General features: G+C 60.8%; 5 protein-coding genes. 4 read left to right on the top strand and 1 reads right to left on the bottom strand.

The genetic code is table 11. The annotated features are described in order from the left end of the window. Nucleotides 1–92 precede the first annotated feature (92 nt). The 3 genes from F8C90_RS06525 (at nt 93) to F8C90_RS06535 (ending at nt 3,450) form a co-directional block, all read left to right on the top strand. Nucleotides 93–1,277 carry an MFS transporter gene (locus F8C90_RS06525; protein ID WP_158049696.1) on the top strand — a complete coding sequence of 395 codons (1,185 nt, stop codon included), beginning with the start codon at nt 93–95 and terminating at the stop codon, nt 1,275–1,277. A gap of 155 nt (nt 1,278–1,432) precedes the next feature. Continuing rightward, on the top strand, nt 1,433–2,440 hold the full coding sequence (locus tag F8C90_RS06530) for a helix-turn-helix transcriptional regulator (protein WP_158049698.1): 1,008 nt from the start codon (nt 1,433–1,435) through the stop codon (nt 2,438–2,440). Between the two features lie 248 nt (nt 2,441–2,688). Further along, nucleotides 2,689–3,450: a transposase gene (locus tag F8C90_RS06535; RefSeq protein ID WP_170264576.1), complete on the top strand. Its 762-nt coding sequence runs from the start codon at nt 2,689–2,691 to the stop codon at nt 3,448–3,450. Between the two features lie 81 nt (nt 3,451–3,531). On the opposite strand, the gene F8C90_RS06540 is transcribed toward F8C90_RS06535, so the two are convergent. Continuing rightward, nucleotides 3,532–4,698 carry an IS110 family RNA-guided transposase gene (locus tag F8C90_RS06540; protein ID WP_246155830.1) on the bottom strand — a complete coding sequence of 389 codons (1,167 nt, stop codon included), beginning with the start codon at nt 4,696–4,698 and terminating at the stop codon, nt 3,532–3,534. Between the two features lie 530 nt (nt 4,699–5,228). On the opposite strand from F8C90_RS06540, the gene F8C90_RS10930 reads away from it, so the two are divergent. Then, nucleotides 5,229–5,387, top strand: a complete 159-nt coding sequence (locus F8C90_RS10930; protein ID WP_170264577.1) for a hypothetical protein — start codon at nt 5,229–5,231, stop codon at nt 5,385–5,387. Nucleotides 5,388–6,000: the final 613 nt, after the last annotated feature.

Here is a 6,000-nt window from a genome sequence, read left to right on the forward strand (position 1 = left end):
TCAAGGGGACTTAAAGCGGCTTTCGACCCCCTTGCGAGGCGAAGGCCGCTTTGATCAGGGAATGATACATCGCAAACAAAAGGAGGAAGAAAATGAACGGCATGAGCACAGCGAACGCCATCCGCTCCTGGGGCGTCTGCCTAGCGGGCTTCTGCACCCAGCTCATCACGGTGTTCTCGCTGAACGCCCTTTCGATGACGATGGCGTCCATGGCGCTTGACTTCGGCGTCAAGGCGACCGATTTCGCCATCGCCGCATCCATCTACGGCGTTCTGGTGTCCGGCATGGGTCTGGTATGGGGATACGCCGTTGACCACATAGGCATCCGCCTCACCATGATCATCGGCTCTTTGGGCGCCGCCATCATGCTCTTCTTGTGCGGCACTTTCGGAAACAGCGTCACTTCCATAGTGGTTCTGTATTCGGGAGCCGCTCTGTTCGTGGCCGCCATGGGCATGGCGACTACCCCGAAGCTGATCCGCACCTGGTTCAACGCGAAATGGGTGGGCAAGGCCCTGGCCCTCGTCAGCGCAGGCGGCACCATCGCCGGCATCGTCGTCGGCATCATCCTGCCCCCGGCCATCGAGTCGGGCGGCTGGAGCATGGGCTTCTATATTATCGCCGCCCTTATCGTCGTATGCTCTATTGTCATGGTGATCTTCGTCAAGGACGACCCCTACAAGATGGGCATGGTTCCCTTCGGCGACGACCCCAGCACCGCGAAGGCTCCCGTCAAGGAGGAGAAGAAGGTCCTCACCGAAGAGGAGAAGGCCGCGAAGCGCAAGGCCAACATCGACGCCCTCCTAGGCGTCTTGAAGAACCCCATGCTGTGGGCGGTCGGTCTGGTGTGGCTGCTCTACCAGGGCATCGCCTACACCAACACCACCTACATGGTAGTAACCATCAAGGAGGCCGGCTGGGCCCTGGCTCTGGCGGGCATCGCTTCTTCGACCATGCGCACCGCGCAGACCTTCGGCAACATCGGATGGGGCGCCATCTCCGACTTTTTGTCCCGCAAGGTGACGGTGCTCGTTCTCGGCATCCTCGCCGGCATTGTATGGATTGCCATGTTCTTCGTGCTGAGCGACCCCGAAGCCTCCCCGTTCGGCGACAGCTCCATCTTCGTCATGATGGTGGCCCTGGGTCTGACCTTCTGCTTCATCCCGGTGCTTAACTCCATGAACACCGATGTGTTCCCCAAAGAGACGCTGGGCACCTGCAGCGGCGTCACCACCGCCCCGACACCTGGCTTCTCTACGCGGCGCCGGCTTTCGTAGCCGTTCTTGCCGGATTTCTGCTAGCCGCCCTGCTCCTGCTTTGGGGAGGAATATGGGGATCGCTCTTCTCCACCTTCGAGGACAAGAGAATTTGCTTCTATGCGCTCTGCCTCGCCTTTCTCATTGCCTTCGCGGGTTTAGGGGTTATCCTGAGCATGAACCTATCCCGGGGGATCCTCGGTGTCGCCTCGCTGGCGCTCGTATGCGCGACCGTCGCCCTCGAGGCGACAGTGCGCGGCTCGCTGCCCCCCGCGAAATCTTGGGAAGCTTCCGTCTCGTCCGACTCCTCGGCCACCATGCTGAGGCTTCGGCCCTACAGCGCCGCCTTCACGCTGGCGGCGTTCGGCTTGCTTTTGGTGCAACGCATCGGCTTTCGCAGCACGGCGCTGGGTTTTGCCTTGGGAGGCTCGACGGCCCTTTGCGTGCTGCTCGCCTTCACCTCGTCCCGCAAGGAGATACCGCACTTCTCCATCGAGTCGTGGACCTTCTTCGTGGCGGAGCTGGCAGTGCTTCTCGCTTACGCGTTCGCCCCTCATGCGCTGTTCGCAGCCGTTCTCGGCGGCGCCTTTTCCGTGTACTATGCGTATTACCTGCTCGCCATCGACCTCACCATAGCCCGCGACGGCTTCAATCCCTACGCGCATTTCTCTTTAAGGATCTCGCGCCCGCTGGCAGGCGCCGTGCTGGGACTGGGATTGACGCTTGCCTGCACTTTCCTTTTGCCCGTAAGCGAGCAAACGGCTGCATCGATCATCACGCTCGCCGCATTTTCGGTGCTTTGCCTCAACCACATGAAAGACCCCCACTACTGGCAAGAATGGGCGAGCCTGTATCGTTACGCGAACGACATCGAAGAAACCAGCTCCGATACGGAACTCGGCGTGCGTGCATTAAGCGTGCTGCGCTGGGAGGACACCTGCCGGAAACTGGCCGACGACTTCGATTTGAGCGACCGCGAGAAAGATGTGTTCATCCTGCTCGCAAAAGGCCGCAATGCCGCGCTCATCGCCGAGAAGCTATTCATCTCCGTCAACACGGCACGCACGCATATATACCGCATCTACAGCAAAACGGGCCTTAAAAACCAGCAGGAACTCATCAGCTTGGTCGAGGAAAAGCAGATCGAGGCCAAAAAACGGCTGGCGGAAAAAGACAAGAACTAAAGGGCTCTTCGCCACTTTGTGTGGGTGATTTTTAGATAGATTCCCAGATGACACGGGGAATCTCGGTTAAGGTTTTTTCGCCAAAAAAGAACCGCCGAGAGAAAGGCCCCCGTGTCGGATACCGGTCTGCTCAAAAAACTGCTCGGCATCGACCTCGCGGTCGTGGAATCCGCGAGAACCGGCGAGGAGGACGGCTCGCTCGCCGTCGAGGTCAGGCCGCGCAAGTCGCAGCTCTGCCGCTGCCATGGATGCGGCAAGAAGGCCCCGTCTGCGACGTGCCGCCGCAGGCGCGCAGGCGGCGCGCGCCCGACTTCGGCGCCGCGAGGGTCTTCCTCGAGTGCAAGCTGCCCCGCGTCGAGTGCCCGGGTTGCGGGATCCGCTCGGCGGCCGTCCCCCGGGCCGGGCGCGCCTCGGGGTTCGCGCGCGAGCTCGAGGAGCAGGTGGCGTGGCTCGCGGCGCGCGCCGGCAAGAAGGCCGCCGCGGCGCTCATGCGCATCGACCGGAAGAGCGCCGGCGGCATCTGCAAGCGCGTCTGCGACCGCTTGGACGGCCGGGCGGGAAACCGCTTCGACGGCCTGGCCGGGACAGGGATCGACGAGGCCTCGCACAAGAAGGGCCGCAAGTACACGACCGTCGTGCTCGACCACGACGCGGGCCGCGTCGCGTGGTGCGGCGAGAAGCACGGCAAGGCGGTCCTCGAGTCGTTCTTCGACCTGCTCGCGCCGGAGCAGCGCGCCGCGATCACCGTCGTGACCGCCGACGGCGCCAGGTGGATCGCCGAGGTCGTCGAGGGCAAGTGCCCCGACGCCGAGCGCGTCATGGACCCCTTCCACGTCGCGGGCCGGATGACCGACGCCCTCGACGAGGTGCGCAGGCAGGCGCGGCGCCGCGCCGGGGAAAGCGAGAGAAGCGGGCCCAAGAGCCCCGTCGGGCGGCCCGAGAAGGGCGATGAGAAGAAGCCAGACAAGGCCTCCGAGATCAAGGGGTGTTCCTATGGTTTTGTCAAGTGATTTCACTGGGATCACTTCCTGTATTTGACAACGCTGACGCTGGCCCCTTGGGGCCGGCATTTTTCTACTCAAGGCAGCTGGTCAGGCTGCGTAAGGGACCTTGTCCCTCATGATCGCGTATATGACCTTCAGTCTCTTTCTGGCCACAGCTTTCAAAGCCTCGCCGTGGCACATTCCCCGATCCCTGCATTTCCTGTAGTACTCGCCGAACCTGTTTCGGCTCCTCACCAGCGAGTTGCAGGAGAATATGAGCAGGTTCTTGAGCCTTTTGTTGCCTTGCCGGGATGCGCTGACCGACGAGATCGAGGTGCCCGATTGGCGATTGCGCGGCGCGATGCCGCAGTAGGACGCCAGGTGGTCATGGTCCGGGAAATCATCTATATGGATCCCTATCACCAGCTCGGATGCGGTCCTCGGGCCGATTCCCGGCACGGTGAGCAGGCAGGCGTAGGTGCTGTCCGCCTCCAGAAGCGATGCGATCTCCGCATCCAGCCTCGCAACCTCGTCCGCTGCTTCCCTGATCCTGTGCGCCAGCAGCATGACCTGCGGATTCTCCGCCGAGACCTTGAAGGCCGACGGCCTGGAGGACTCGGAGATCGCATCCCATGCGGCATCCATCCCGGCCCTGTTCGCGCCACGCGTGACAGCCCCCATTGCGGCTTTGCCGGCATCGGCGATGCCCCATGGGCCGCCGAGCTTCTCGAGCATTGCGAGCCAATGGTCATTGCGCAGATCGCACTGAGCTTCGAAAGCCGGGCAAGACTCGAGAAGGATGCTCCTCAGCCTGTTCTTGTCGCGCGTGGCGCAGGCGATCAAGTGGTCCCTCTGCGCGGCCAGCGATCTGGCGGCCTCGAGCTTCTCATCGGGAGCGGAGATGGGCAGCAGCGCGTCCGGGATGCCCAGCGCCGTTTTGGCTATCACGAGGGCGTCGCGCTCGTCGGTCTTGGCGTCGCCCGCGAACAACTTGGACGCCTCATGCGCCGCGATGCCGGGCAGATACGCGACAGGCAGTCCTGCCAGCCTTGCGCGCCTGATGGGGAGCGATCCAATGTTGCGGACCTGGTCGACCACGACGAGCGTTTGCGGTCCAACCTGCGAGAACAGCGCATCGAGTTCCTTCTCGGCATTGCCGACGGGTTTGTTCAAGGTGACTTCGCCGAGCCTTGTGGCGCAACAGGCCCAATGCGAGAACTTGCCGACGTCCATGCCGAGGACGGCGGTGCATGAAGATGCTTCGGGGACCATCATGGTGGTATCCTCCTAATCGTCGGTCGATCGGAGGCTGTCTACCTCGACACCCACATTACTTGGCCGTGGCGCTCTTTGGTCGGAGGAGCCCGGCAGTTTCCTATCAGTCGTTCGAGACAGCGACGCCCGCGTCGGCAACACCCCCCGGGCCCTCAAGGGGCAGGGGCAAATGGCCGTCCGCGGGCGCCCGATCGGCAGTCCCTCGGGACATACATCAATCGTAGTCCGACTTCTTTCGAGTGCTCTGCTCTCGTCGAACTAACTTCATCTCAAACTGTAATGGGCTGTAAGGTTTCCTTGGAGGCGCATTGAAAACGTGAGCTCACGATAGAACATAGAAAATGTTACTAGTCAATACGCAATTCAGAGAAAGTTAGATTTGCGGTTGAAAATATTTAGTGAGTGGTCAAAAAAGTATCCAAATATGGTTGCATTAGGCTACTAATAACGGTATCCTGAATGCGTTTTTTAGGGGAGCGGTTGCGGTGAAAAGGGGCACGGCGGCCATCAATTGAGAAAGGGGAATCTCAATGAATGCAGCACTCGATAGGATCATGGAGGCTCGCAAGTACGACGGTGTTGCCGTGAAAGGCCAAAAAGTACCGCAGCCTTCGGGAAACCTGACGACTGCAGAGCATGATAAAGCGCGCGCTGGCTTGTTCCCGGCGCTCGTCGGCTCGGGCAAGTAGCGATTATTTTGCTTCGATGACAAGGCCGGATCGGTTGCGAGGGGGCAACCGATCCGGCCTTTCTTGTACGGAGAGATCAAGATGCTTTGGGCGGACGAATAGGCTTCTTCTCTCCCAAACTTGGCGCTCTTGCCCTCTCCAATGGATGCGTCGCAATGGCGCAGGGCGCCAAAACCGTGTTCGTATCCATCGGCATCACCCCAATCTTTCAGGAGCGCCGCCCGACAAGCAAACACTGCGAAGCGCATTATACGCGAAGGTCCCTGTCGTTATATCTGACGCTGAGTGGCGGAGAGGTGCCCGTTCAGTTCTTCCTGGGCGCTTCCCGTCATATAGTGGCTCAGGTCTTGTAATGGATGAGTTGCAACAGGCAGTCTCCTTCGTGCCCTCGAAGCGCTGAATGCCGAAGAGCCTGTTTGCGAAGCCGCCTTGAAACGCATGTGCGCGACTTTGCGAGAGCCGTCGCGCACTCGTTCGGAAGGTGACGTGCGAGTTAAGTTTTTGAGGAAAAACAGCCGAGAAATCTGCTAGCGAAGGAAAAGGGCCCTTCGGTATGCTTGCGGGTGTCTAAGCCAAAGCAAGCGGGAGAAAGGCCCTTCGCGATGAATCTTAC

The organism is Ellagibacter isourolithinifaciens (genome assembly GCF_008831035.1).
GTDB classification, from domain to species: domain Bacteria; phylum Actinomycetota; class Coriobacteriia; order Coriobacteriales; family Eggerthellaceae; genus Ellagibacter; species Ellagibacter isourolithinifaciens.